Here is a 23161-nt window from a genome sequence, read left to right as displayed (position 1 = left end):
TAGGAGGATCTTCACTAAAGATCCCGCGTCGTCTTCAGGAGCGGGCGCGGAGACGGGTGGCGCCGGTGATCGCGGCCAGGATCTCCTCGTAGGTGCCCGTCGCCGCCGGGAAGGAGCCGTTGTTGCGGCCGTGCCGCAACACCTCGACGCGGTCGGCCACCGCCCGCAGATCCGTCAGGTTGTGACCGATCACGATCACACCCAATCCTCGTGAGCGGAGATCCTCGATGTAGCTCAGCACCTCGGCGGTCTGCCCCACCGACAGCGCCGCGGTGGGCTCGTCGAGCACCACCAGCCTTGGCTTGTTCACCAGCGTGCGGGCGATCGCGACGCATTGCCGCTGCCCCGCCGACAGCGCGTACAGCGGGGTGCGCAGGTCGGGGATCCGGGTGCGCAGCCGCCCCAGGTAGGCGCGCGCCAGCTCGTCCATCCGGTGCTGATCGAGCAGCCCGCCGTCGGAGAGCTCCCGTCCGAGAAAGATGTTGGCCGTGACGTCCAGCGCTTCGACGAGCGCGTACTCCTGGAACACGGTGGCCACGCGCATACCGATGGCGGCCTGGGTGGACGCGATGCGCACCTCCTGGCCCTCGATCCGGATGGATCCGCCGTCGGGTTGATAGACGCCCGCGATGATGCGCGCCAGGGTCGACTTGCCGGCCGCGTTGTCGCCGACCAATGCCACGACTTCCCCCGGGTACACATCCAGGTCGACCTCGACCAGCGCCTGCACGCCGCCGAAGAACTTGCTGATCGAGCGCAAGCTCAGCATCGGTGCCGTCTCTCGCACGGCGCTCATTCTGCCACCGTCCTCGTCGTCTCGGCGACGTCCTGGGCGCTCGCCCACGCCCCGCGCGCCTCGGGCTCCTCGCAGTCCGCCATGACCACGAGCTCCGGCCCGTTCTCGAGCACGGGCCGGGAACGAAGCGCCTGTCTGATCGGCTCGATGAAGACTCCCCCCGCGGCGGCCAGATCGCCGGCCACGCAGATGCGTTCCGGCGCGAGCAGCACCGCGGCATCCGCGACCACCGATCCGACGGCGGCGCCCGCGTCGGCGATCACCTGGTAGCACCCCGCGTCCCCGCGTTTCGCGGCCTCGACGATCGCCTTCAGGCTCATCGGCCCGTGACTCACCCGGAGCAGCTCCTGCAGGGAGAGCGACGAGACGACGGTGTTCAGACAGCCCCGCCCGCCACACCGGCAGATGCGTCCGGCGGGGTCGACCTGGATGTGTCCGAGTGCGCCGGCGCGTCCCGCGAGCGGTCGCCCGTTCACCACCAGGCAGCTGTCGGTGACCGCGGAGGAACGCACCACCAGCGCGGACCCCACCCCTCTCAGGCTGCCGAAGCGGGTCTCGGCGACAGCCACCGCCTCGGCCTCGCCGACCATCAGCACGCGCCGTCCCAGCCGTCGTTCGAGCACGGCGGCCACGTCGATGTCCTCCCAGCCCGCGAGCCCAGGAGGGCCGGGCCGACCATCGGACACCGGCGCCGCGACGCCGATCGCCTCCACCTCGTCGAGGTCGGCTCCCACCTGCTCGCTCAGCTCGGCGACGAGCAGGGCGACCCGGTCGAGCGTGGTGTCGCTGCGATGATCGGCGGGAAGGGGCAGATGCTGCGAAAGGTTGATCCGCCAGGACGCATCGGAGACGACGACGGAGGCCTGCCTCCGCCCGATGTGCACGCCGACGGACAACCCGGAGGTGCGCTTCAGCGAGACCAACTGCGCTCGTCGGCCGGAGCGGATGGTGGCGTCGGTCTGCACCACGCCGTCGGCCTGGAGTTGCTTGACCAGGTTCGAGATGGTGGCGGGAGACAGCCCCGTGACGGCGGCGAGCTCCACCTGGGTGATCTGCCCGTACAGCTTGACGGCTTCGACCACGCTCGCGCTGTTGGCTTCACGCAGCGAGGTCTGCGAACCCCGCGCACGGCCACCGATCACGACAAATCCTCCTCGATTCGAACCTCCACGGTAGCAGCGCCGCACGAGAGGCTCCAGAGTTGAGTTCACAACAAAAACTCAACACACCACCAGGACGCCCGCTGCCGCCTATCGACGACCATCGCGCTGACTAGGCATTTTCCTCTTCTCTGGCCCCATCGACGCCGCACTCGACGTCCGATGAGACAAGGTAACGGTTTGATAACCATTGAGTTCATTAGTTGACGCAAAGAGTTTCGCCGTCTTACGCTCGTGCCAATCGCCCGCCCGTGATGGCCGGGTTATTTTCACCAGCAGGCCAAGTCGAAGGAGACGCCTACAGCCATGACTGACAGTCACGTCCTGCTCGAGATGAGACACATCGTCAAGGAGTTCCCCGGTGTCCGGGCCCTCGACGATGTGTCCATGTCTGTGCGCCGCGGCGACATCCACGCAATCTGCGGCGAGAACGGCGCCGGAAAGTCGACCTTGATGAAGGTGCTCTCCGGCGTCTGGCCCCACGGCACCTACGAAGGCGACATGTTCTTCGACGGCGAGGAGATCAAGAACTCCACGATCAAGGATTCGGAGGAGAAGGGCATCGTCATCATCCACCAGGAGCTGGCGCTGATCCCCGAGCTCTCCATCACGGAGAACATCTTCCTCGGCTCCGAGGTGCGCAAGGGCCTCCTGATCGACTGGAACACGGCGCACCAGCGCGCGGCCGAACTGCTCGCGCGGGTGGGCCTCGACATCGACCCGCACACGCCCACCAAGAACCTCGGCGTCGGCCAGCAGCAGCTGGTCGAGATCGCCAAGGCGCTGTCCAAGAACGTGAAGCTGCTGATCCTCGACGAGCCCACTGCGGCCCTCAACGAGGACGATTCGGCCAACCTGCTCGACCTGATGCGCGGCCTCAAGTCGCGCGGCATCACCTGCATCATGATCTCGCACAAGCTGAACGAGATCGCCGCCGTCTCCGACGCGGTCACCGTGATCCGCGACGGCCGGACCGTCGAGACCTACGACGTGATCGCCGGCCAGGTGGACGAGGACCGGATCATCCGCTCCATGGTGGGCCGCTCGATCGAGAACCGCTACCCCGAGCACACGCCGAACATCCGCGAGGTGCTGCTCGAGGTGCACGACTGGAACGTGGAGTCCCCCACCATCCCCGGCCGGATGATCGTCAAGCACGCGTCGTTCAACGTGCGCCGCGGCGAGGTGGTCGGCTTCGCGGGCCTGATGGGCGCGGGCCGCACCGAGCTGGCCCGCTCGATCTTCGGCCGCAGCTACGGCATCTTCCGGTCCGGCACGATGACGCTGGGCGGCAAGGAGATCGCACCCGCCACCGTGCAGCAGGCCATCGATGACGGCCTCGCCTACGTCACGGAAGACCGCAAGGTGCTGGGGCTCAACCTGCTCGACTCGATCAAGACCACTGTCACGTCGGCCAACCTCAAGGGCATCGTCCGCGGCGGCCTGCTGCAGGCGTCGATCGAGAACGAGATCTCCGAGAAGTACCGCCAGGATCTGCGGATCAAGACCCCGTCGATCGACGTCGGCGTGGCCACCCTCTCGGGTGGCAACCAGCAGAAGGTGGTGCTCGCCAAGTGGATGTACACCTCCCCTGAGCTGCTCATCCTCGACGAGCCCACGCGCGGCATCGACGTCGGCGCCAAGTTCGAGATCTACAAGCTGATCCACGCTCTGGCCGACAGCGGCAAGGCGATCATCGTGATCTCCTCCGAGCTGCCCGAGCTGCTCGGCATCAGCGACCGCATCTACACCATCCGCGAAGGCGAGATCACCGGCGAGCTGATGGCCGCCGACGCCGACCAGGAATCCCTCATGCGCCGCATGACCACTACCTCATCCGAACCGGCAGCCTGACCGGCGAGAAGAAACAGGACCGAAGAAACATGAAGGCTCTCAAGCAAGTACTGGGCGGCAACCTCCAGCAGTACACCATGATGCTGGCGCTCGTCCTCCTGGTGATCGTGTTCAACGTCGCCTCCGGCGGCCGCATGCTCACCCCCTCCAACTTCCAGAATCTGATCGCCGGCAACGCCTACGTGCTGGTGCTGGCCATCGGCATGGTGATGGTGATCGTCGTCGGACACATCGACCTGTCGGTGGGCTCCGTGGCGGCATTCGTCGGCATGTCGGTCGCCATCTCGATCCGGGACTTCGGCGTCCCGTGGTGGGGCGGCCTGCTGCTCGGCCTGCTGATCGGCGCCATCGTCGGCGCGTGGCACGGATTCTGGCTCTCCAAAATGGGCATCCCCGGCTTCATCACCACCCTCGCCGGAATGATGATCTTCCGCGGCCTGGTGATCTGGTGGTCCGGCTCGATCTCCGTTCCGGTTCCCCGCGAGTTCTCCTTCTTCGGCGCCGGTTACCTGCCCGAATGGGGACCGGCCGCCACGAACATGAACAACTCGACGCTGCTGCTCGGCATCGTCGGCATCGCCTGGTTCATCTGGAGCGAGCTGAGCAAGCGCTCGGCAGCCGTGGCTCGCGGCGTCGAGTCGCCGATGTGGGCCTCGGTGACGCGGATCGTGCTGGTCACCGCCGTCATCGGCTACGTCACCTACCTGTTCGGCTCCGGCCGCCCGGGCACCTCGTTCCCGATCCCCGGCGTGATCCTGCTGATCCTCGTCATCATCTACCACGTGATCACCCAGCGCACCCGCTTCGGCCGCCACATCTACGCCGTCGGCGGCAACAAGGCTGCGGCCGCGCTGTCCGGCGTCAACGTCTCCAAGACCTACTTCCTCGTGATGCTCAACATGAGCTTCCTGGCAGCGGTGGCGGGCATCCTGTTCATCGGCCGCTCCACCTCCGCCGGTCCCAACGACGGCAACATGTGGGAACTCGACGCCATCGCGGCCGTGTTCATCGGCGGTGCAGCGGTCTCCGGCGGCATCGGCACCGTGCTGGGCTCCATGATCGGCGGCCTGGTGATGGCCGTGCTCAACTCCGGCCTGATGCTGATGAACGTCGGCGCCGACAAGACCCAGGTGATCAAGGGCCTCGTGCTGCTGGCCGCCGTCGCCTTCGACGTCGCCAACAAGGCGCAGGGCAAGCCGTCGATCATCGGCGCGATCACCGCGCGCTTCGGAGGCAGCAAGACCTCCGAGAAGAAGGTCGAAAGCTCCTCCTGATCCGCTATCCATCTCTATCAACTCTGACCGACATATCCCTCTCCGGAGAGGCCGGGGAGGTCAATGAAAGGAATCCCCATGAAGTCCAAGCTCGCGAAGGTCGCAATCGGCCTCGTGGTCGCGTCGCTGAGCCTGACGGCGTGCGGCGGCGGCCGCGGCAGTGAGACCACCGACCCTGGCAACACCACTGATCCCGGCGCCACCAGCACCGGCGGCGGTGGCGGCGAAGGCTTCGCCGCCGACGCCACCATCGGCGTGGCGCTGCCCTGGCTGGGCACCCAGAACTGGGCCGAGGCCGACACCATGTTCAAGGCGAAGCTGGAAGAGGCCGGCTTCAAGGCCGTCGTCCAGGCCGCTGACAACAAGGTGCCCTCGCAGCAGCAGCAGATCGAGTCGATGGTCGAGCAGGGCGCGAAGGTCATCGTCGTCGGCCCCATCGACGGCACCCAGCTGGGTTCCGTGCTGGAGACCGCCAAGGCGGCCGGCGTCTACATCCTGGGCTACGACCGCATGATCGAGAACACCGAGGCCGTCGACGGCGTCATCCAGTTCGGCTCGGTTCGCACCGGCCAGCTGCAGGGCCAGTCGCTGCTCGACGGGCTCGCCACCAAGGGTGACGGCCCCTACAACATCGAGCTGTTCGCCGGCGGCCCCGCCGACCCGAACGCCGGCCTGTTCTTCCAGGGCGCCATGGAGGTTCTCCAGCCCAAGATCGACGACGGCACCCTGACCGTGGTCTCCGGCCAGACCGACTTCACGCAGGCCGCCACCCAGGACTGGGACAACTCGAAGGCCCAGGCCCGCATGGACTCGATCCTCGCCGGCAACTACGAAGGCAAGCAGCTCGACGGCGTGCTCTCCCCGAACGACGGCATCGCCCGCGCGATCCTGACCTCGAACCAGCAGGCCGGCCGCGACCTGCCGATCGTCACCGGCCTCGACGCCGAGAACGAGTCGGTGAAGTGGATCGCCGATGGCCGCCAGTACTCGACCGTCGCCAAGCCGACCGATCAGCTGGTGGGCAAGACCATCGAGCTGATCCAGGCGCTGCAGTCCACCGGCACCCTGCCGGAGCCCTCCGAGAAGGCTGACAACGGTGCGAAGGAAGTCGGCATCTACCAGCTCGATCCGCTGGTGGTCACCAAGGACAACCTCAAGGAGGCCTTCGCCAACGATCCCGAGCGTCTCGCTCTGATCGAGGGCTGATCGTCCAGTAACCGAAGAGGGCGGTGGTCCGGAGCAATCCGGGCCACCGCCCTCTTTTTTCGCTCCTTGAGGTGCGAGGCCCCCCGCGGCCGAGCCTCGAAAGGAACGCGACCTCCAGGCAGGGATCCTCCCCTTGTCAGACCCCGCGTAGCCGGCTGTATCCATGCGTGTCTCGTGTAGCCTTCCCGGCATGCGCACCTCGGATCGGGAAGCACGGCAAGCGCAGCTGCTCAACGTGCTCAGGCGAAGCCAGGCCCCGCTGTCGGCACGCGTCGTGGCCGAGCAACTGGGCGTCTCGCCGCGCACCGTTCGCGACTACGTCGCCGGCCTCAACGACGGACTGGACCGGCCGGTGGTCATCTCCGATCAACGGGGCTACCACCTCGACGAGCAGGTGTACTGGCGGCTCCGGTCGGCCCGCGCCACCAAACAGGCCAGGGTCGACACGCCACGCCGGCGGCTCGCGGCGCTGCTACGCTGCCTCGCTCGCGAGGGAGAAGGCGATGTGTTCGAGCTCGCCGAGCGTTTCCACGTGAGCGAGGCGACGCTGGAGTCCGACCTGACGCGGGCTCGCTCGGTCCTGCGCCAGCACGACCTGGTGCTGCGCCGCGACCGCGAGCACGTCGTCGTCGAGGGCACCGAGCGCGCAAAGCGCGGGCTGCTCCGCGGCCTGCTGTTCTCGTCGGATGAGGGTGCCGGTCTCGACGCCCTCACCAGCGTCCGGGAACGGCCGGGGAGCCAGATGGCGCGGCTCTCCAAGGCGCTCACCACCGCGCTGGCCGGCGCAGACCTCGAACTCAACGAGTACGTGCGCGGGGATCTGCTGATCCACCTCACCGTCGCGAGCGAACGCGCCAGCTCCGGCTCCGCGATCAGCGGAGCCGGGCTCCCCGCCGACGCCGACCCTCGTATCACCGACGGGGTCCGTGCGGTGACAGATGCCGTGCACTCGGTCACCGGTGCGGTGCTGGAGGACGGCGAGCAAGCGCTGCTCTACAACTTCCTCCTCGCGAACGGCCGAGCGAAGCACGGCACCGGCACTCTCGAACCGGAACCGCAGGTGCTCGCACTCACCCGCGACACCGTCGCCGCGTTGACCGATCAGTTCGGTCTCCAGTGGCCCGACGACCGTCCGCTGGCACCGCTGGCCCTTCACCTGCAGCACCTCCTGGAGCGGGCCAGACTGGGCCGCCAGCTGAGCAGCCCGCTCGGAGCCGGCTTCAAACGCACCTATCCGCTCCTGCACGAGATGGCTCTGCTGTTCGCGCACGCGCTCCACGCCCGCACCGGCCTCGTGGTGGATCCCGGCGAGATCGACTACCTCGCGCTGCACCTGGGCGCCCAGTTGCAGGACCAGCTCGAGGCCGGACCGCCCGTCACGATCACGCTGGTCGCACCCGGGCAGTGGGATCTCACCCGCCAGCTGGCCGAGCGAGTGGATCACGCGGCCGGCGGCAGGGCGACCGTGGAGAGCACCGTCACCGACCTCACCGCCGACCTCACGACGATCACGAGCGATCTCATCGTCTCCACCTCCGCACCGCCCGCCACCTTGCACATCCCGTTCCTGCGGATCAGCCCGTTCTGCACCGACGCCGACGTCACCGCCATCCGCGAGGCGGTCCGCGTCGAACGCGAACGACAGCGGCGCCAGGCATTACGGGCTGCCGTGGTCGCGATGCTGGATCCCGCCCTGTACGAGCACCGGCCACGGTTCGCCGACGCTGAAGAGGCGATCCGAGCCGGTGCCGATCTGCTCGTCGCGCACGGCCTGGCCGAGCCCGGATTCATCGACGACGTGCTGGAACGAGAACGGCGCTCGGCGACGTCTTTCGGCGGGCGCTTCGCCATCCCCCACTCCCTCTACCAGGACAGTCTGCGCACCGGCGTCTGCGTGCTGGCCTGCGACGAGCCCGTAGCCTGGGGCGATTCCGACGTGCAGCTGGTCGTCATGTTCGCGATCGCGCCCGACGGGATGGCCGTCTTCCGCCGGGTACTGGAGGCCCTGATCGAGGCGCTCGGAGAGCCGGCCGACGTCGACCGGCTCGTCGCGGCGTCCACGGCCTTCGATTCGTTCTCGGCCATGCTGCTGGAACTCCTCACCTGAGATCACGTCTGGGCAGGCGGAGCTTCTGCCGGGGTGCGGCAGAAAAGCTACTGGCACCGCTACCTCCGGCTGGCGACGATAGCGGTGACGCCTCACCGCAGAGGCGCCTCTGAAAGGAGTGAATCACATGGAAACCATTCGCGTCCTCTTGGTGTGCGGCTCGGGAGCCAGCTCCGGCTTCATGGCCGCCAACATCCGCAAGGCGGCGACCGCCCGAGGGCTCAACGTCTCGGTGACCGCGCGCAGCGAATCGGAGATCGAGAACTACGTCGACGACATCGACGTGCTCATGGTGGGCCCGCACCTGGCCTACATCGTGGACGAGGTGGACGACTACGTCGGTGACCGTCCCGTCGCCGTCATCCTGATGCGCCCCGACTACTACTCCACCCTCGACGGCGACCTCGCCATCGATCACCTGATCGCCGTCCTCTCGGACGAAGACGCCTGATGAAGAAGTTCATCCAATGGCTGGAGGGGTCGTTCGCGCCCCGAATGTCGAAGGTGAACAACAACGTCTGGATCGTGACCCTCAAGGACTCGATCATGCAGGCCCTGCCGTTCATCTTCGTCGGCTCACTGTTCGCGATGCTCGCGATCCTCAACGACTACATCCCCGCGCTGCCGAGCTTCTGGACGCCCTACGGCTGGACCATGGGCATGGTCTCGCTGTTCGTCGCGTTCTTGATCCCGTTCAACCTGATGGAGAAGAAGCGCCTGCGCAAGCAGCGCATCATCGCCGGCCTCGCCGGCCTGGTGCTCTTCCTGATCACCATCTCCCCCCAGGTGATCGCCGACGGCAACCCGGGCTTCGGCCACGCGGCGCTCGGCGCCGGCGGCATGTTCGTCGCCATCGTCACGGGCATGGTGACCGCGTTCATCATGTCGCTGATCGGGACGTTCTCGTTCTTCAAGGAAGACTCCCCGATCCCCGACTTCGTGCGCGCCTGGTTCGACTCCATGCTGCCGGTCGGCGTCGTCGTCGTGTTCGGCTGGGTGCTGATCGACCTGCTGCATTTCGACCTCTACAACATCGTGCTGGCGATCTTCTCGCCGCTGGCCGGCATCATCGAGAGCCCGTTCGGGTTCATGCTGATGATGTTCATCTGGTGCTTCCTGTACTCGATGGGCATCTCCACGTGGGTGCTCACCCCCATCACGCAGCCGGGGCTGCTCGCCGCCATCGCGGCCAACGTCGCCGGAGAGGCCGAGAACCTGGTGACCTCCACCAGTATCTTCTCCACCTACCTCTGGATCGGCGGCATCGGCTGCACCATGCCACTGGTGATCATGTTGATGCGCTCGCGCGCCAAGCGACTGAAGGCCCTCGGCCGAGCGAGCTTCGTGCCGTCGCTCTTCAACATCAACGAGCCCGTCGTGTTCGGCGCCATCGCCTGGAATCCCACGCTGATGCTGCCGATGTGGCTGCAGGGCATCGTGCTGCCGCTGGTGGTGTGGCTGTTCACCAAGATCATTCCGCTCGCCCCCATTCCGATGCGGCAGTTCGAGCTCTGGTACACGCCGTTCCCCTTCGCGACGTGGTTCACCACCGGCTCGGTGATGGCCCTGGTGCTGCTGGTGATCGTCGTCGCGCTGTCGACGCTGATCTGGTACCCGTTCTTCGTCGCGTACGAGAAGATCACGCTCGAGGCCGAACTCCGCACCGATGGCGCAGCGGTCGACGAGGCACCTGCGGCGGCCTCCGTCGCTCCGACGGCGCCCGCCGCCCAACCGGCCACGGAGCCCACATCCCCGACACCGGCCACCGCACCGGCGTCTGGGGGCATCACCCTCAAGCGGCCCACCCGGCGCAAGGTGGTCAACGACGCCGCGCCCGGACCGAGCAATCCCTCGAAGGAGAACTGAGCATGGAAGCGAAGCAGATCGCCGCGTCGGCGATGCAGATCATCATCAAGTCCGGCGAGGGCCGCAGCAACACCTATCGGGCGATCGACGCCGTCCATGCCGGCGACTTCGCCAAAGCGGCGGAACTCATCAAGGAGGCCAACCAGGGCATCAAGGCCGCCCATATCGTCCACACCGAGATGATCCAGTCGGAGGCCGGCGGCGAGGAGTTCGGCTACTCGATGCTCTTCTCTCACGCCCAGGACACCCTCATGACGGCGTACAGCGAGTTCCGGCTCGTGAAGAAGCTGCTGCCCACCCTCGAGTCGTTCGACGCGAGGCTCCGCGCGTTGGAGGCAACCGATGAGTGATCTGAGCATTCCGACCGGCTTCCCCGCCGACTTCCTGTGGGGCGGAGCGATCGCCGCGAATCAGGCCGAAGGCGCCTGGCAGGAGGGCGGCAAGGGCTGGTGCCTGGCCGACATCAACCTGTACCGGGGTGACCTTCCACCGGAGAAGCGCTCCAACAAGGAGATGACGACCGACCAGATCGCCTTCCACGTCGCCGACACCGAGGGCCGCTACCCCAAGCGGGAGGCGATCGACTTCTACCACACGTTCGACTCCGATCTTGAGCTCATGGCGGGCACCGGCATGAACGCGTTCCGGACGTCGATCAACTGGGCGCGGATCTTCCCCAACGGGGACGACGCCGAACCCAATGAGGAGGGCCTCGCCTACTACGACCGGCTCATCGACTCGATCCGCGCCCACGGCATGGAGCCGATGATCACCTTGTCCCACTATGAGATGCCGCTCAACCTCACCACGTCCTATGACGGGTGGTACTCCCGGGAGGTCATCGATCTCTTCGTGCGCTTCGCCGACGTGGTGTTCCGCCGCTACTGCGATCGCGTGAAGTACTGGATCCCGGTCAACCAGATCAACCTGATCACGCACGAGTCGTTCAACCATCTGGGAGTCGCGGCCGACCGAGTCACCAGCCTCGAGGAGGCCAAGTTCCAGGCCGTCCACAACGAGATGGTCGCGGCGGCGAAGGTGACGGCCCTGGCGCACGAGATCGATCCGGAGGCCCGCGTCGGTGTGATGCTCTGTCATGGCAACGCGGACGCCGCCACCTGCCATCCGGCCGACGTGCTCGCCGCCCGGCAGCAGAACCAGCTGCAGTACTTCTTCAGCGACGTGGCGGTGCGCGGCTCCTATCCGGGGTTCATCAAGCGCTACCTGGCCGACCGTGGACTCACCGTCACCTTCGGCGACGGGGACGCCGAGGCGCTCGCGGCGGGGACGGTCGACTTCATGTCGTTCTCGTTCTACTACACGAACGTGACCGACGCCGAGCGATGGGCGGCCGGCGACAGCGACGGGTACCGCAACCCGCACCTGGACGCCAACGAATGGGGCTGGGCGATCAACCCCACCGGCCTGCGGGTGGCGCTGAACGACTACTGGGACCGATACCAGGTGCCGATCTACATCACGGAGAACGGCTTCGGCCACCGGGACGTCGTCGAGGCCGACGGATCGATCCATGACACGTACCGCATCGACTACATGCGGGCGCACCTGGCGGCGATGCGCGAGGCGATCGTCGACGGCGTCGACCTCCGTGGCTGGTTCTGGTGGGGGCCGATCGACATCGTGTCGTGTTCCTCCAGCGAGATGGCCAAGCGGTACGGCTACCTCTACGTGGACCTGGACGACCATGGCAACGGCAGCGGCGCCCGCATCAAGAAGGACTCCTACGCCTGGCTGACCGGCGTCGTCGCCTCCGGAGGTGCCGCTTTGTAGACCGTCGGAGCGGAGTGTTCTTCAGCCGGCGAGGCGCACGCGCGGGTGTCCGTTCGCGTGCGCCTCGGCCATGTAGGCCTCGAAGAACGCTCCGCCCGGCGCGAGTCCCGGGCGACCGCCGACGGCGTCGAGGTCCAGCACGATCTCGGTGGCCGGCTGGTCGGGCACGATAGAGCGGGCGGCGGCGACCGCCTCCCTCACCATCTCGCCCTCCTTCTTGATGGTGCCGTTCTCGTCGATCAGGCCGAGGTCGTACTCCAGCTCCGGGTACTGGCCGAGCGCGCGCGCCACGTCGTGAGAGCACCACCAGGTGAGCCCGTACACGTCCGGAGCGGCGGCGACCTGCGCGACCGTCTCCTCGATGAAAGCGGGGATCGACGCCTCCGGGAGCACGTTGCGCGGGGCCCCCACCTCCTGCATCCAGATGGGGCGGGCGGGGTCGGTCTGGAAGGCGCGCGCCACCTCCATCAGATAGCGGGCATGGGCCCGGGTCTCGAAAGCGTCCGGGCCGTAGAGCTGGCCGGTGCCGTTGAACACCCACGAGTGCACCAGCGTCACGTCGCCCTCGCGCGCGACGTGCTCCAGGGTGAAGGGCTGCCGGTCGTCGTACCAGGAGGCGTCGTAGCAGGAGTGCAACGCGAGCAGATCCGGCGCCCCGCGGCGCACGGCGGCGAGCATCTCCCCTAGCCACACGGTGATCTCGTCGGGCGTGGCCGGATGCGGGTCGGGATGGATGCCGCCGGAGAACTGGTTCACCTCGTTGCCGACGGTGACCGCGAAGGCGTTCTCGTGGCCGGCAGCCACGGCGGAGATCGCCTCGAGGTAGCGGGCGGTGGCCGCGATGGCGTCGGGGTCGGTGAACATATTGCGACGGTGCCAGCTGAGCAGCCAGGCCGGCAGGAAGTCAAAGCTGGACAGGTGCCCCTGGAGTCCGTCGACGGCGACGCTCAGCCCAGCCTTCGCGGCGAGCGTCAGCACCTCGTCGAGGCGGCCGAGTGCGGTGGGGCTGATGAAGGTGGGATTGGGCTGGAAGAGCGGCCACAGCGGGAAGACCCGCACGTGGTCGGCGCCGAGCTGAACGATGGTGTCGAAGTCGCGAGCGACCTCCGACGCCTCGAAATCCAGCCAGTGATGAAACCAGTCCGCCCGGGGGGTGTAGTTGACGCCAAACTTCATGCCGTTGCCTCGTTGCGTAGGGGTGAACCAAGTCGCATCACTGTAGCGCTTTAGAACGGCGCCTGGAAGGCCTCGGACGACACCCACCGTCAACCGAGTAGAATGCGCTTTCGAACCGGAACAAGAGCGAGGGTGCATTGCCTGTCAAGGATGGAGGCCGCAAGAAGAAGCGGGTCACGATCAGTGATATCGCCGAGCGCGCGGGCGTGACCAGCGGCGCCGTTTCCCTTGCCGTCAATGGCAAACGTGGTGTCTCCGATGCCACACGCGCCCGCATCCTCAACGTCGCGAAGGAACTCAACTGGCGCCCCAGCCACGCCGCCCAGACATTGATGGGCAAGGCGGCCGAGGCCATCGGGCTCGTCCTTACCCGGCCCGCGGCCGTGGTGGGCGAGGAGATCTTCTTCACCAAGTTCATCGCGGGCGTGCAGTCGGCGCTCAGCGAGCGCGGCTACTCTCTGCTGCTGCAGATGGCCAACGACACCGCCGCCGAGATCGCTATTCATCAGGCGTGGATGGGCGACGGCAGGGTGGACGGCATCCTCGTGCTCGACCTCCGGGTCGACGATCCGCGCATCGCGGCCCTGATCGCACTGGACGCGCCGACGGTGGTCGTCGGCGGCGATGTCGACGATGCCAGGATCCGCAGCCTGCACGTCGACAACGCGCAGGCCATGCAGCTGATCATGGAGCACCTGCACGAGCTGGGACATCAGCGCGTCGGGCTGGTCACGGGCGATCAGTCCTTCCGCCACATCCAGCACCGGATGCAGGCCTTCGAACAATTCTGCGTGGACCACGGCATCTGGGGGCAGGCGCTGGCAGGCGGCTTCGACACCACGCTGGCCCGCCGAGCCACCGAGCGCCTTCTGAAGTCGCCCCAGCCACCCACCGCGATCGTCTTCGACAGCGAGGTGATGGCGCTCGCCGGCATGAGCGTCATCGCACAGCGCGGGCTCTCCATCCCCGAGGACATCTCGATCGTCTCCTGGGAGGACTCCACCACCTGCCAGGTGCTGCACCCCACCCTCACCGCGCTGGACCGCGACGCAGTGTCGCTAGGACGCTTGGCGGCGGCTGAGATGTTCAGCCTGCTCGCCCACACCGAGGCGAAACCCGAGCCCATGGGGATGCAGGTCGTGCACCGGGAGTCGACGGGCCGACCCTCGGCGCTCGCCACCCACTGAACCGTTCGGGCTTTTCCCTTGACACACGGCGGCGCCGATGCCTACGGTGTCCGTACTTAAGCGCTGTAGTTGCGGGGTCGCAGCAGCGCACCGATCGGCTCAAGGAAGTGCAGAAGATGCAAATACGATGGACAAAGACAGTGGCAGCTCTCGCCACAGCGGCGCTGGCTCTCACCGCGTGCACCGGAGGAAGCGGCCCGGCCACCCCTGCGGAGCCCGTGGACACCGACGGTGAACTCAGCGGCACCGTGTCGTTCCAGACCTGGTCGCTGAAGAACGAGACCTTCGCCCCCTACTTCGAGGCCCTGATCAAGGACTTCGAGGCGGAGACCGGTGTGAAGGTCGAGTGGCTCGACCAGCCGGGTGACGGCTACCAGGACAAGGTGCTCAGCCAGGCCAACTCCAACACGCTGCCCGACGTGATCAACCTCCCTCCGGACATCGCCTACCCGCTGGCCGACGCCGGCGTCCTGCTCGATCTCGCCACCGCCAAGCCCGACCTGGCGTCGGTCTACGTGCCCGGCGCGTGGGAGGCCTACCAGTACCCGGGCCTCGAAGGCACCTTCGGCCTGCCCTGGTACCTCGGCACCGACCTCGCCTGGTGGAACGGCGAGGAGCTGAAGAAGTACGGCGCCGACGTCGAGAACCTGCCCACCACCAACGAGGACATGCTCAAGCTCGCCACCGAGGTGGGAGAGGCCTCCAACGGCCAGATGCCGCTGCTCTCGTCGATGCCCACGCTCGACCTGTTCGCCTCCAGTGACATCCCGGTCATGAACGAGGCCGGCGAGTTCGTGTTCAACACGCCCGCCGCAGCCAAGATCATCGACGACTTCGCCGCCGCCTACGCGGCCAAGGCGCTCCCGCCCGAGGTGCTGACCGGCGACTACGGCGGCAACGCCGACATGTACAAGCAGGGCAAGGTGGCCTTCACCACCGCCGGCTCCGGCTTCGCCCGCGATCTGAAGACCGACGCCCCGAAGATCCACGACGTCACCATCGCGACCCCGCGCATCGGCGCCGCGCCGCTGTTCGTCCAGGGCCTGTCCGTCTCGGCGCAGTCCAAGAACCAGTCCGCCGCGCTCGCGCTGGCCGAGTACGTGACCAACACCGAGAACCAGCTCAAGTTCGTCGAGATCGCCGTCGGCTTCATGCCTGGCACCGTCGAGGGCAGCGCCAACGCCGATGCGCTGACCGCCGCCATCGAGGATCCGCTGCAGAAGTCGGCCATGGAGATCATCTCCGAGTCGATGAAGACCGCCAAGATCCTCACCCCGTTCCAGTGGACCGGCGCGATGAAGACCTACATGGACCAGCAGATGGCTCTGGCCCTCAAGGGCGAGCTCGGCTCCCAGGAGGCACTCGACAAGATCGTTGCCTACGCGAACGAGAACCGGATCGAGAACTGAGCCGATGACCGCAACACCAGCACCCAAGAAGCGAGGGACGCTTCGGTCCCATCGGTGGTTCACGCCGTGGCTACTCGTCGGCCCAGCCCTCATTTGGGTGCTGGTGTTCGGCATCTGGCCCTTCGTCAACACCGTCTTCCTGAGCTTCACCAACGCCCGCCCGCTGCGCGGGGGCGAGTTCGTGGGGCTCGCCAACTACGCACGGATGTTCGAGGACGAGCTGTTCGGCTACTCGCTGATCACGGTCGCCGTCTACGTGGTGGTCTGCGTGCCGCTGCTTACCATCCTGCCGCTGCTGCTCGCGATGCTCGTGGAGAAGGTGATCCCCGGTATCTCCTTCTTCCGCACCACCTTCTACTTCCCCGTGATCGCGTCGGTGGTCGTGGTGGCCCTGATCTGGTCCTGGCTGTTCGACAGCCGCGGCCTGATCAACCAGGCCATGCTGGCCATGGGCATCGCCGACCAGCCCATCGCGTTCCTGGTGGAGCGCTGGTGGCTGATCCTCTGCGCCATCCTGCTGACGGTCTGGAAGGGTCTGGGCTACTACATGGTGGTCTACCTTGCGGCCCTCGGCAACGTGGGCAAGGAGCTCCATGAGGCAGCGATGATCGACGGAGCCAACACCTTCCGCCGGTTCCTCAGCGTCACCATTCCCGGCGTGCGCGGCGCCATGCTGCTGATCTCCGTGCTGATCACGGTGTCCGCTATGCGCGTCTTCACCGAGCTGGAGGTGCTCTCCAAGGGCACCGGCGGCCCGGGTGGACAGGCGATGTCGATCGTGATGCTGATCCGCCAGGTGGGCTCCGGACTGAACGGCAACGTCGGCTACGCGTCGGCGCTCAGCGTCGCGCTGTTCCTGCTGACGCTGCTGCCGCTCATCCTGATCGCCTGGCTGAACAACGACGACCGCGGAAAGAAGGCCAAGTGATGAGCACCACGACGACACCCAAGAACAAGGTGGAGAAGGAACGCGCCTACCGCCGCGGCGGCTCGGGCGATATCACCAAGCCGACTCTGGCCGGCCTGGTCGTCCGCTACATCCTGCTGCTGGTGATGACCCTGATCGTGGTCGGCCCGCTGGTGTGGCAGCTCGCCACGTCCTTCAAGGGCGTCGGCGACGAGATCTACTCGTTCCCGCCGTCGCTGATCCCCGAGGATCCCACGGTGAGCAACTACACGCGGGTCACCGAGTTCATCCCGGTGTACACCTACGCGTGGCACTCGCTGCTCGTCTCGGTCGGCACGGTCGTCAGCAACGTGGTGCTCGCCACCATGGGCGGCTACGCGATCGGCACCATGAAGTTCAAGGGCAAGATGATCGCCATGGGCATCCTGCTCTCGACGATGCTGCTGCCCGGTGAGGTCACCGTCACCAGCAACTTCCTGACCATCCGTGCCCTGGGCCTGGCCGACACCCTGTGGGGCGTCTTCCTCCCCGGCGCGATCGGCGCGATGAACGTGCTGCTGGTTGCCACCGCCTGCCGCGCCATCCCGCACGACGTGCTGGAGGCGGCCACCATCGACGGCGCCACGACCTGGCAGCGGATCCGGCACATCGTGTGGCCGAACATCCGCGGCATGGTCAGCGTGGTAGCGATCTTCGCCTTCATCGGCGCATGGGACGACTTCCTGTGGCCGTTGATCGTGCTGACCGATCCGTCGAAGTACACCCTGACGGTGGGCATGGCCTACCTGAACGGCAACTTCGCCGCCGATCCGCGTCTCATCGCGGCCGGCACCATGATCGCGCTGGTTCCCATCGTGATCATGTTCTCCACGATGCAGCGATTCTTCTTCGCCGGCGTGCAGGAAGGCGCTGTCAAGGGGTGACCACTCCACTCCCTCACCACGACGCTGGCCTGCCGCGAGACTCGGTCTCCGGCAGGCCAGCCGTCGCGGAGCGCGGGCTCCATCTCGATGCTGCGCGGATGTACTTCCCCGGCGAGTGGATCCATGCGCTTCTCGAGCGCATGGCCGATTTGCGGCTGAACGCGTTCCAATGGCACTTCTCGGAGAACGAGGGGGTCCGTCTCGCGTCGTCGGCGTTCCCCGAGATCGTCTCCGCCGAGCACATCGATCGCAGCGAGGCGCGAGAGATCATCGCCCACGCCCGCGACCTGGGCATCGACGTCGTGCCTTCGCTCGACATGCCGGGCCACCTCCGGCACGCGCTGGCCACACGGCCCGAACTGCAACTTCCCTCGCGTGGCGGCATCGACACCAGCCACGCCCTCGACATCACCAACCCCGCGGCGGTCGACTTCGCCCGACGGCTGATCGACGATTACGCAGACGTTTTCCGCGACAGCACGTACTGGAACCTCGGCGGAGACGAGTTCGTCGACTTCGTCCGCATGGACGACTACCCGACGCTCGCCGCGGAGGCCGAGCGACGTTTCGGGCCGGGGGCAACGGGTTTCGACCTTCTGACCGACTTCGTCAACGAGATCGCCGAGTACCTCATCCAGCGAGGCTTCACCCCCCGCGCGTGGAACGACGGCCTGTTCCGCAGCAGCCTAGTGCGCCTGGATCCGCGCGTCGAGATCACGTGGTGGACCAACTACCACCGGGACATGCGGCCCGCCGAGGAGGCCTTCGCCGCGGGTCACCGGGTGCTGAACTTCGACGACCGGCACTGGTACTACGTCGTCGGTCAGAACGCCGGCTACTGGCACCCGACGTCGGAGCGCGCCTGGGCCGACGACTGGCACCCCGGCGTCTTCTCGCCGCTCGCCGGCGTCACCGCTCAGGAGTGGCGCCAGCCCTACCCGGATCTTCTTGCCGGCGCCTATTTCTCGATCTGGAGCGACAAGGGCGGCGAGTCGCTGGAGGAGATCACTCGACGAATCCAGCTGCCGCTCGCCGCATTCGCGGAACGCTGCTGGAACGGCGGGAGCTCGCTCACCTTCGAGCAGTTCATCGCGCTCGCGACCTCCCCGCGCCACCGCTGAGCCGCCCGTCGTCCTGAGCCAGTTGGCGTTCTCCGGCGGGATTGAGCCCTGCGTGAACAGTCGCGCCCCCGATTCGTCCCCTGAGTGCTCGGCTGATTGAATGTCATCAGGATTCTCAGCACGTTAGGAGGCGCCGGTGATCACCGTGACGGACCTGCACAAGGTCTACCGGCAGGGCAAGCGCGAGGTGGTCGCCCTGGGCGGCGTCTCGCTCACCGTGCCGACGGGCTCCATCCACGGCATCATCGGGCACTCCGGTGCCGGCAAGTCGACGCTGGTGCGCTGCCTCACCATGCTGGACCGCCCCACGTCGGGCTCCATCGAGATCAACGGGGTCAACCTCACCCAGGCCAAAGCCGACGAGCTGCGCACCGCGCGCCGCCGGATCGGGCTGGTGTTCCAGCAGGCCAACCTGTTCGACTCGCGCACCATCGCCGACAACGTCGGCTACCCGCTGGAGCTGGTGGGCGTCGGCAAGGAGGAACGCCGCGCGAAGGTGGCCGAGCTGTTGCGCCTCGTGGGGCTCGCGGATTCGGGCGAGGCTTACCCGTCCCAGCTGTCGGGCGGCATGCGCCAGCGCGTCGGCATCGCTCGGGCGCTCGCGTCGGATCCCGATGTGCTGCTTTGCGACGAGCCCACCTCAGCGCTCGACCCCAAGACCACCGACGAGATCCTCGAGCTGATCCTCGCGCTCAGGGACCGGCTGGACATCGCGGTGCTGGTGATCACCCACGAGATGCACGTCGTGAAGAAGATCTGCGACTCCGTCTCGCTGCTCGACGGCGGCCAGATCGTCGAGTCCGGCCCGCTCACCGAGGTGGTCCGGGAGCTCGACGGCCGACTCAGCCAGTCGCTGCTCGGCATCCCGCCGCACAGCTCGGTGCAGGGCTATCCCGGCGCCCTCGTCGACGTGCTCAGCACGGGCGAGAAGGCCGCGCTGCCCGTCGTGGCGCACACGTCGTCGGTGGTCGGCGCTGAGCTCAGCATCCTCGCGGGGTCCGTCGAGCACCTGGCGGGCACCACCTTCTCTCATCTTCGGATCGCCGTGCCCGAGGGCACCGACCCGCACGCCGTGATCGCCGCGCTGCGCGAGCAGGGCGCCGACGCGCGGCTCACCAGCGAGGCGGATCTGGAGGGGCGTCGATGAACCCCATGAACTGGCTGAACGACCTGTTCAGCAACCCCGCCATCCAGAAGGCGACGCTGCCCGCGATCTGGGAGACGCTCCAGATGGTCGGCATCTCGGGCCTTGTCACGGTGGTCCTCGGCCTTCCGCTGGGTGTGGTGCTGTTCGTCACGCAGCCCGGTGGAATGACGGAGAACAGCGTCATCAACCGGGGGCTCGGGGCGATCGTCAACATCACCCGTTCCTTCCCCTTCGCCATCCTGATGATCTCGATCGGTCCGCTCACCCAGTTCCTGGTGGGCACCAAGATCGGCCCGGTTGCCGCGTCGGTGTCGCTCGCCATCGCCGCCACCCCGTTCTTCGCCCGCCTGGTGGAGACGGCGCTGCGCGACGTGCACAGCGGCAAGTTGGACGCGGCCCACGCCATGGGCTCGACGCGAATGCAGTCGATCACCAAGGTGCTGATCCCGGAGGCTCTACCCACGATCGTCGCAGCCATCACCACCACCGTCGTGACCCTCGTCGGCTACTCGGCGATGGCCGGTCTGATCGGCGGAGGCGGCCTGGGGCGGCTCGCCTTCAACTACGGCTACCAGCGCTACCAGCCTGAGGTGATGTTCTTCCTTGTGATCATCCTGATCCTGATCGTGCAACTCATCCAATGGATCGGCGACGCCATCAGCCGCGCCGTCGACCACCGCTAACCACCCCATAATCGGGCGACTTGTTGTCGCCCCCGGAGCAAAGGAATCCTCCTGATGCGCAAGATTATCCCCACCATCGCGGCCTCGTTGGCAGCAGCCCTGGCGCTCACCGCCTGCGGTTCGAGCACGCCTTCGACCACCCCCTCGGACACCGGCGCCCCCACGACCAGCGAGTCCGCCGAGGCCCCGACTGGCGAGGTGACCGTCGTCAAGGTCGGCGCCAGCCCGGTGCCGCACCAGCAGATCCTGGAGTACATCGACGAGAACCTGGCCGCCGACGCGGGCATCGACCTCGAGATCACCCCCTTCGACGACTACGTGCTGCCGAACGAGGCCCTGGCGGACGGCACCCTGGACGCCAACTACTTCCAGCACCTCCCGTACCTGGAGGAGGAGATCGCGACGAAGGGCTACGCCTTCGAGCACGGTGCCGGCGTCCATATCGAGCCGCTGTCGCTGTTCTCGTCGAAGCACGCCGAGCCCGCGGCCGTCCCGGACGGTGGCCTGATCGCCATCACCAACGACGTGACCAACCAGAACCGCGCCCTGAAGCTGCTGGAGAAGGCCGGCCTGCTGGCCAACATCGACGACGCGGCCTCCGTGCTGTCGCTGACCGACGAGCAGAACCCGAAGGGCCTGCAGTTCGAAGAGACCAACCCTGAGATCGTGGTGACCCTGATCGATGATCCGAAGGTCGACGCCGCCGTGGTCAACTCCAACTTCATCCTGACCGCCGGGCTCAACACCGAGGACGCGATCGACGTGGAGGCGGTCGAGGGCAACCCCTACGCCAACATCCTGGCGTGGCGCACCGACAACACCAACGAGGGCGTCGCCGTCCTCGAGGGCCTGCTGCACTCGCCGGAGGTAGCCGAGTTCATCCGCACCACCTGGCCGTCCGGCAACGTCCTCCCGGGCGCGGCTTCCTGATCCGTCCTCCGCTTTTCCACAGCTGGGCCACCTGCATCACGCAGGTGGCCCGGCTGTTTTGGCACACTGACCCGATGAAGAGCGAACGGGGTCTATCCAACTCGGTCCAGTTGACCGTGCTGTTCCCGCTCGCCTTCCTTATCTTCCTCACCGTCGTGCAGTGGGCGCTGGTGACCTGGGCCAACTCGTCGGCGTTGGCGGCCGCTCAGGATGGCGCTGCCGTCGCCTCAGCCCTCGACGGCAGCGCCGACGCCGGGCGGGAGGCAGCCCAGCTGGCCGCCGACAACGGGTCGATGGGCTCCTTCACCGTCGAGATCCGGCGCGATGTCAGGCACACCGTCGTGACGGTGCGGGGCGTCGCGCACACCCTCCTGCCCGACCTGCTGGGCGCCGTCGAGAAGACGGTGACCCGCCCCACCGAACGGCTCACGCCATGAGGCCGAAGCGCGTCCCGAATCGCGACGAGCGCGGGATGAGCCTCGCGGTCTGGGCGACCTTGGCCATGCCGGCCTTCGTGATCGCCGTCGGGCTCGGAGTGGACTTCGCCGGCCACGCGACGGCCGAGCAGGAGTGCCGGGCGGTGGCACGAGAGGCCGCCCGCTCGGCGGGCCAGCAGGTGGTCTCCGATCTCGACGGCACACCGCGTCTGGACACTGGCGCTGCGAAGGCTGCCGCCCGCGCGATGCTGGACGCGGAGGGATACGGCGGGAACATCGAGATCGGGGGCACCACGATCACCGTCAACGCGTCCGGCGAGTACGACACCTTGTTCCTCGGCCTCATCGGCGTGGACCGGCTGCCCGTCGACGGGACCGGCACCGCCGACGTCGCCCGAGCGTTTCAGGGCCAGCGACGATAGGCCATATTCTGGGGCATATGACTGACGCGCGCGCCGCCCTGTTCGATCTGGATGGCACCCTCACTGACACCGTGCCGATCATCGCCTCAGGGGTCAGCCAGGCCCTGAACGAGTTCGGGGTCGCCTGCCGGCCAGAGCAGGTCGTTCCCTACATCGGAGTACCGCTCGTGGACTCCGTACAGCGGTTGGCCCCGGAGCTGGCGGCCAGCGAACGCTTTCCGGAGATGCTGCGGCTCTACCGCTCAAGGGTCATCGAGACCATCGCGGCGGCCGGCTCCGACCTGTTGCTGCCTGGTGTCACGGAACTCCTATCGGCGCTGCGCGCGGACGGCTGGATGGTGGCGGTGGTCACCGCGAGGCAGACCGCTGCTGCTCACCGTGTGCTCGACGTGGCGGGAATCAGCGACGCAGTGGACCTGGTGATCGGCACCGACCAGGTCGCGAAGGGCAAGCCGGCCCCTGACTGCGCCTTCCTCGCCATGGAGCGCTTCGGCACACAGCCGGCGAACACCTGGTACATCGGCGACGCCGCCACCGACATGCAGATGGCCGTCTCCGCAGGAATCCCGGGCCTCGGCGTCACCACCGGGGCGGGCACGCGGGAGGATCTCCTCGCGGCGGGCGCCCGCGCCGTCGTCGATTCGGCCGACGAGGTTCTCGACATCCTCGCCGCGGCATAGCGGCGTCCGCCGCTCAGGGCAACCCGACGTATCGCGGCGGCAGCCCGGTTGGTACGCTTCCCCCACCGTCAGCGAAGAAGCTGAC

Annotated in this window: 22 protein-coding genes; 19 read left to right on the top strand and 3 right to left on the bottom strand. The window is 67.2% G+C overall.

Annotated elements, in window-relative coordinates; translation table 11 throughout:
* Positions 1-34 precede the first annotated feature (34 nt).
* A complete protein-coding gene (locus P0D62_RS04250; RefSeq protein ID WP_275701379.1) occupies positions 35-796 on the bottom strand; it encodes an ATP-binding cassette domain-containing protein in 762 nt (253 codons plus the stop codon).
* A complete protein-coding gene (locus P0D62_RS04245) occupies positions 793-1938 on the bottom strand; it encodes an ROK family transcriptional regulator (protein WP_275701378.1) in 1146 nt (381 codons plus the stop codon). Before P0D62_RS04245 ends, P0D62_RS04250 begins: the two co-directional genes overlap by 4 nt.
* Positions 1939-2262: 324 nt before the next feature.
* Here P0D62_RS04245 and mmsA point away from each other — a divergent pair, with 324 nt between their 5' ends.
* The 8 genes from mmsA (at position 2263) to P0D62_RS04205 (ending at position 12054) form a co-directional block, all read left to right on the top strand.
* Positions 2263-3810, top strand: a complete 1548-nt coding sequence (gene mmsA, locus P0D62_RS04240; protein WP_275701377.1) for a multiple monosaccharide ABC transporter ATP-binding protein — start codon at positions 2263-2265, stop codon at positions 3808-3810.
* A 29-nt stretch (positions 3811-3839) separates the two neighbouring features.
* A complete protein-coding gene (locus P0D62_RS04235) occupies positions 3840-5084 on the top strand; it encodes a sugar ABC transporter permease (RefSeq protein ID WP_275701376.1) in 1245 nt (414 codons plus the stop codon).
* A gap of 78 nt (positions 5085-5162) precedes the next feature.
* The gene (locus tag P0D62_RS04230) at positions 5163-6290 is read left to right on the top strand and encodes a substrate-binding domain-containing protein (RefSeq protein ID WP_275701375.1); all 1128 of its coding nucleotides are present in this window, start codon (positions 5163-5165) and stop codon (positions 6288-6290) included.
* A 190-nt stretch (positions 6291-6480) separates the two neighbouring features.
* Positions 6481-8397: a BglG family transcription antiterminator gene (locus P0D62_RS04225; RefSeq protein WP_275701374.1), complete on the top strand. Its 1917-nt coding sequence runs from the start codon at positions 6481-6483 to the stop codon at positions 8395-8397.
* Between the two features lie 127 nt (positions 8398-8524).
* Positions 8525-8848, top strand: coding sequence for a PTS sugar transporter subunit IIB (locus P0D62_RS04220; RefSeq protein ID WP_275701373.1), 324 nt, complete (start codon positions 8525-8527; stop codon positions 8846-8848).
* Complete coding sequence (locus tag P0D62_RS04215; RefSeq protein ID WP_275701372.1) at positions 8848-10263, top strand: PTS sugar transporter subunit IIC; 1416 nt, start codon at positions 8848-8850, stop codon at positions 10261-10263. Before P0D62_RS04220 ends, P0D62_RS04215 begins: the two co-directional genes overlap by 1 nt.
* 2 nt (positions 10264-10265) lie before the next feature.
* Positions 10266-10613: a PTS lactose/cellobiose transporter subunit IIA gene (locus tag P0D62_RS04210; protein WP_275701371.1), complete on the top strand. Its 348-nt coding sequence runs from the start codon at positions 10266-10268 to the stop codon at positions 10611-10613.
* Positions 10606-12054, top strand: coding sequence for a glycoside hydrolase family 1 protein (locus P0D62_RS04205; RefSeq protein WP_275701370.1), 1449 nt, complete (start codon positions 10606-10608; stop codon positions 12052-12054). Before P0D62_RS04210 ends, P0D62_RS04205 begins: the two co-directional genes overlap by 8 nt.
* A 21-nt stretch (positions 12055-12075) precedes the next feature.
* Here the strand turns inward: P0D62_RS04205 and P0D62_RS04200 are convergent, their stop codons facing one another.
* On the bottom strand, positions 12076-13230 hold the full coding sequence (locus P0D62_RS04200; RefSeq protein ID WP_275701369.1) for a glycoside hydrolase 5 family protein: 1155 nt from the start codon (positions 13228-13230) through the stop codon (positions 12076-12078).
* Between the two features lie 137 nt (positions 13231-13367).
* On the opposite strand from P0D62_RS04200, the gene P0D62_RS04195 reads away from it, so the two are divergent.
* The 11 genes from P0D62_RS04195 to P0D62_RS04145 all read left to right on the top strand — a co-directional run bounded on the left by P0D62_RS04195 (position 13368) and on the right by P0D62_RS04145 (position 23076).
* The gene (locus tag P0D62_RS04195; protein WP_275701368.1) at positions 13368-14417 is read left to right on the top strand and encodes a LacI family DNA-binding transcriptional regulator; all 1050 of its coding nucleotides are present in this window, start codon (positions 13368-13370) and stop codon (positions 14415-14417) included.
* 140 nt (positions 14418-14557) lie between these two features.
* Entirely contained in the window at positions 14558-15826 is a 1269-nt protein-coding gene (locus P0D62_RS04190; RefSeq protein WP_275701367.1) for an extracellular solute-binding protein, read from the top strand.
* A gap of 4 nt (positions 15827-15830) precedes the next feature.
* Positions 15831-16754, top strand: a complete 924-nt coding sequence (locus P0D62_RS04185) for a carbohydrate ABC transporter permease (protein WP_319946980.1) — start codon at positions 15831-15833, stop codon at positions 16752-16754.
* On the top strand, positions 16754-17656 hold the full coding sequence (locus tag P0D62_RS04180; protein WP_275701366.1) for a carbohydrate ABC transporter permease: 903 nt from the start codon (positions 16754-16756) through the stop codon (positions 17654-17656). The genes P0D62_RS04185 and P0D62_RS04180 overlap by 1 nt, the downstream gene beginning before the upstream one ends.
* The gene (locus P0D62_RS04175; RefSeq protein WP_275701365.1) at positions 17653-18777 is read left to right on the top strand and encodes a family 20 glycosylhydrolase; all 1125 of its coding nucleotides are present in this window, start codon (positions 17653-17655) and stop codon (positions 18775-18777) included. The genes P0D62_RS04180 and P0D62_RS04175 overlap by 4 nt, the downstream gene beginning before the upstream one ends.
* A gap of 136 nt (positions 18778-18913) precedes the next feature.
* Positions 18914-19924 (top strand): methionine ABC transporter ATP-binding protein, encoded by a 1011-nt coding sequence (locus P0D62_RS04170; RefSeq protein ID WP_275701364.1) that lies wholly within the window; start codon positions 18914-18916, stop codon positions 19922-19924.
* Complete coding sequence (locus P0D62_RS04165; protein WP_275701363.1) at positions 19921-20607, top strand: methionine ABC transporter permease; 687 nt, start codon at positions 19921-19923, stop codon at positions 20605-20607. The genes P0D62_RS04170 and P0D62_RS04165 overlap by 4 nt, the downstream gene beginning before the upstream one ends.
* A gap of 54 nt (positions 20608-20661) precedes the next feature.
* Positions 20662-21537, top strand: coding sequence for a MetQ/NlpA family ABC transporter substrate-binding protein (locus P0D62_RS04160; RefSeq protein ID WP_275701362.1), 876 nt, complete (start codon positions 20662-20664; stop codon positions 21535-21537).
* 74 nt (positions 21538-21611) lie between these two features.
* Positions 21612-21974: a TadE/TadG family type IV pilus assembly protein gene (locus tag P0D62_RS04155; RefSeq protein WP_275701361.1), complete on the top strand. Its 363-nt coding sequence runs from the start codon at positions 21612-21614 to the stop codon at positions 21972-21974.
* A complete protein-coding gene (locus tag P0D62_RS04150; protein ID WP_275701360.1) occupies positions 21971-22396 on the top strand; it encodes a TadE/TadG family type IV pilus assembly protein in 426 nt (141 codons plus the stop codon). Before P0D62_RS04155 ends, P0D62_RS04150 begins: the two co-directional genes overlap by 4 nt.
* 17 nt (positions 22397-22413) lie before the next feature.
* Positions 22414-23076 (top strand): HAD family hydrolase, encoded by a 663-nt coding sequence (locus P0D62_RS04145; RefSeq protein ID WP_275701359.1) that lies wholly within the window; start codon positions 22414-22416, stop codon positions 23074-23076.
* Positions 23077-23161 lie beyond the last annotated feature (85 nt).

The sequence above is a fragment of the Tessaracoccus caeni genome (assembly GCF_029211185.1).
Taxonomy (GTDB): Bacteria; Actinomycetota; Actinomycetes; order Propionibacteriales; family Propionibacteriaceae; genus Arachnia; species Arachnia caeni.
The sequence above is the reverse complement of the archived record's forward strand: the minus strand, read 5'-3'. Positions and strand labels throughout refer to the sequence as shown.

What these genes read in the sequence shown, in the direction of transcription:
- P0D62_RS04250 (WP_275701379.1), bottom strand. Translation starts at nt 796, where the DNA reads ATGAGCGCCGTGCGAGAGACGGCACCGATGCTGAGCTTGCGCTCGATC.
- mmsA (WP_275701377.1), top strand. Translation starts at nt 2,263, where the DNA reads ATGACTGACAGTCACGTCCTGCTCGAGATGAGACACATCGTCAAGGAG.
- P0D62_RS04235 (WP_275701376.1), top strand. Translation starts at nt 3,840, where the DNA reads ATGAAGGCTCTCAAGCAAGTACTGGGCGGCAACCTCCAGCAGTACACC.
- P0D62_RS04230 (WP_275701375.1), top strand. Translation starts at nt 5,163, where the DNA reads ATGAAGTCCAAGCTCGCGAAGGTCGCAATCGGCCTCGTGGTCGCGTCG.
- P0D62_RS04225 (WP_275701374.1), top strand. Translation starts at nt 6,481, where the DNA reads ATGCGCACCTCGGATCGGGAAGCACGGCAAGCGCAGCTGCTCAACGTG.
- P0D62_RS04220 (WP_275701373.1), top strand. Translation starts at nt 8,525, where the DNA reads ATGGAAACCATTCGCGTCCTCTTGGTGTGCGGCTCGGGAGCCAGCTCC.
- P0D62_RS04215 (WP_275701372.1), top strand. Translation starts at nt 8,848, where the DNA reads ATGAAGAAGTTCATCCAATGGCTGGAGGGGTCGTTCGCGCCCCGAATG.
- P0D62_RS04210 (WP_275701371.1), top strand. Translation starts at nt 10,266, where the DNA reads ATGGAAGCGAAGCAGATCGCCGCGTCGGCGATGCAGATCATCATCAAG.
- P0D62_RS04205 (WP_275701370.1), top strand. Translation starts at nt 10,606, where the DNA reads ATGAGTGATCTGAGCATTCCGACCGGCTTCCCCGCCGACTTCCTGTGG.
- P0D62_RS04200 (WP_275701369.1), bottom strand. Translation starts at nt 13,230, where the DNA reads ATGAAGTTTGGCGTCAACTACACCCCCCGGGCGGACTGGTTTCATCAC.
- P0D62_RS04185 (WP_319946980.1), top strand. Translation starts at nt 15,831, where the DNA reads ATGACCGCAACACCAGCACCCAAGAAGCGAGGGACGCTTCGGTCCCAT.
- P0D62_RS04180 (WP_275701366.1), top strand. Translation starts at nt 16,754, where the DNA reads ATGAGCACCACGACGACACCCAAGAACAAGGTGGAGAAGGAACGCGCC.
- P0D62_RS04165 (WP_275701363.1), top strand. Translation starts at nt 19,921, where the DNA reads ATGAACCCCATGAACTGGCTGAACGACCTGTTCAGCAACCCCGCCATC.
- P0D62_RS04160 (WP_275701362.1), top strand. Translation starts at nt 20,662, where the DNA reads ATGCGCAAGATTATCCCCACCATCGCGGCCTCGTTGGCAGCAGCCCTG.
- P0D62_RS04155 (WP_275701361.1), top strand. Translation starts at nt 21,612, where the DNA reads ATGAAGAGCGAACGGGGTCTATCCAACTCGGTCCAGTTGACCGTGCTG.
- P0D62_RS04150 (WP_275701360.1), top strand. Translation starts at nt 21,971, where the DNA reads ATGAGGCCGAAGCGCGTCCCGAATCGCGACGAGCGCGGGATGAGCCTC.
- P0D62_RS04145 (WP_275701359.1), top strand. Translation starts at nt 22,414, where the DNA reads ATGACTGACGCGCGCGCCGCCCTGTTCGATCTGGATGGCACCCTCACT.